The organism is Microvirga tunisiensis, from assembly GCF_009296175.1.
Taxonomy (GTDB): Bacteria; Pseudomonadota; Alphaproteobacteria; order Rhizobiales; family Beijerinckiaceae; genus Microvirga; species Microvirga tunisiensis.
Genome location: NZ_VOSK01000616.1, coordinates 1 through 2,191, shown reverse-complemented (window position 1 = coordinate 2,191; position 2,191 = coordinate 1). Strand labels below are relative to the sequence as shown.

Annotated in this window: 1 protein-coding gene and 1 pseudogene; one reads left to right on the top strand and one right to left on the bottom strand. The window is 59.3% G+C overall.

Features of this window, described 5'->3' with window-relative positions:
• Positions 1 to 449, bottom strand: a pseudogene (locus FS320_RS42035) (hypothetical protein); the annotation flags it as partial.
• A gap of 396 nt (positions 450 to 845) precedes the next feature.
• Here FS320_RS42035 and FS320_RS42030 point away from each other — a divergent pair.
• Positions 846 to 1,202 carry a 4a-hydroxytetrahydrobiopterin dehydratase gene (locus tag FS320_RS42030; protein ID WP_152718475.1) on the top strand — a complete coding sequence of 119 codons (357 nt, stop codon included), beginning with the start codon at positions 846 to 848 and terminating at the stop codon, positions 1,200 to 1,202.
• Positions 1,203 to 2,191: the final 989 nt, after the last annotated feature.

Below are 2,191 nucleotides of genomic sequence, written 5' to 3'. Positions count from 1 at the left end.
TAGATCTGCTGAAGCGTGCGATAGACCGGGTTGGTGTGCCACTCGCGGGCAGCGAACCGCTTGTCTGTTGCGGGAGTAGATGGTCCATTCCCTGGCGCTGAACCTGCAATGCCGAGCCAGCGCTGCCCGGCCTCCTGCCACACGTCAACCGCGGAGCGCCAGAGATCCTGGTTGAGATCCGCAACGGCTAAGGTTGTGCTGGGCTTGTTCAGCGAGCGCAGCCAGACGATCCGCAAGGCCCGCGCGATCTCGGCCCAGTCGACGGGCACGACCTCGCGCAGAGGATTGGCGTTCCACATCTGGTCAATGGAGCGGAGTGTGGGATCCTGTGACAGGCTCTCCTGGAACTGAGTGACCCCTCCGGCAATCAGGCTCGCAGCAGGGTTGTCGGTTGTCATCTGCCACCAAGCCGTGCCTGGATCAGCCAGTGCCTGCGCTGGGGCGGACATCCGGTCCATCCATGAGGCCCAGAGTCTCAGCATCACATCGGGCCCGGGTATGTTTCCACTTACCTGCGCTTGCATCTTGTGACTGTCCTCGCCGGCCATGAGCTTCCTCCAACGTGCGCGGGCGCTTCACTCAGACAACCTTTGCTTAAGGGCGTCTTTGGGGTGCCCGTTCCTGCTCTGCTATTCAGCATTAAAGCGAGGTGAGCTGGGCTCACCAAGGGATGTCGTCCGTTGCATCGATGCGACTGGGCGACCCTGGACAACGCACCATTGCGCGGGACTGGTTCCTATGAGCTGAAGTCAAAGTGCCTCGTGTAAGATCTTATGACAGCACGGTTCAACACAGGTTAGTCTCGGGGGAGAAGGTTAAGCGCCTCAGGTTCAGTGGAGGAGATCATGACTGTAACACCCCTCGTCGCAAAGACCTGTACCCCCTGTCGCGGTGGCATCCCGCCGCTCATGCCGGATGAAGCCGCAGCGTTCCAAAAGCAGGTTCCCGGTTGGGCAGTCGAGGATGAGGCTCGGCGGATCGAGCGGACGTATAAGTTCAAGAATTTTGCCGAAGCGTTCACCTTTGTGAGGAAGGTGGCGGACCTTGCCGAGGCCGAGGGTCATCACCCGGATGTTTGCTTCGGCTGGGGTTATGCGACCGTGTCCCTCCAGACCAAGAAGATCCGGGGCCTTCATGAAAACGACTTCATCATGGCCGCCAAGATAGATGACTTGGCTGAGAACCTATCAATCGGACCATGATGAGAGGTGTAGGAGCTTCGGGCAACTCAGCTGCGCCCCGATCCACCATCGGTGGCGTGGTGCACCTGCCATAGCTTATGCCCGCTTCGCACGACCCGTACGATCCAGCTGGAACTGTAAGTCCGTCAACCGACTGCACTCCCCGGACCCAAGAGCGTGGTCACCTTCGGCCGTCAGAGCAGACGTTCGTTGAGCGGTCGGAATGTGAAAGTTTGACCTGAGCAGACTATTGAAGCAGGGGAATTGATCGATTGATCCTGTCTCAGCAGCTGCTTTATGGGAGATGAGCGAACCTCAGGGTCTAGCCTGAGAGACATGCGCCAACGCCGAGAAATATCCAGCTAACCTGCCTACACGACACAAAATTGCTTCAACAAGTGGCACGTCAGCATTTCTACACAACCAAGACCCGATGCAGACGTCGGTCGTGCACCTATGATGAGCTGGTGAGTACCACTGTCCTCCGGAGCACAAGATACGAGCTTCACCTGTACAATAGGCGAGTACGTATTTGCCTGCGGGTAGGTTCTTTCCGATTAAGGGTGGGCAATCGCTCGCGGATTGTAGGGGCAGAGCGGTGGGCTTACCATAGCCCATGAGCAGGCACCCGTGCGTCCGGACCGGCGGAATAGATCCAGGTCGGGCGCTCGCCAGTCCTCAACAGGGACAAACGGTTGTCGGGATCATTTCACTGGGCGATGTCGGGGTGATCCAGGTTGCACTGCTCTGAGCAGCATCTCCGAACTGGGTAAGCCGCACTCCCAGTCCGGCGGACCTCACCTTCGAGCGGGCGGGACGATGTGCGTGCTGGCCCCGCCGCCGTAGAGGCTAATGCTATGCCAATGCAGGATCTAAATTTCCGGGATTGCGCGAATGCCCGGCGGGAGTTCGCCGGGGCGTCGAGGTTTCCTCGGGCACGGGCCTCACCGCTATCGAGAGAGCGAGCGCGGTATTGACCGACCAACCGAACACCGGACGCTCGATTGCGG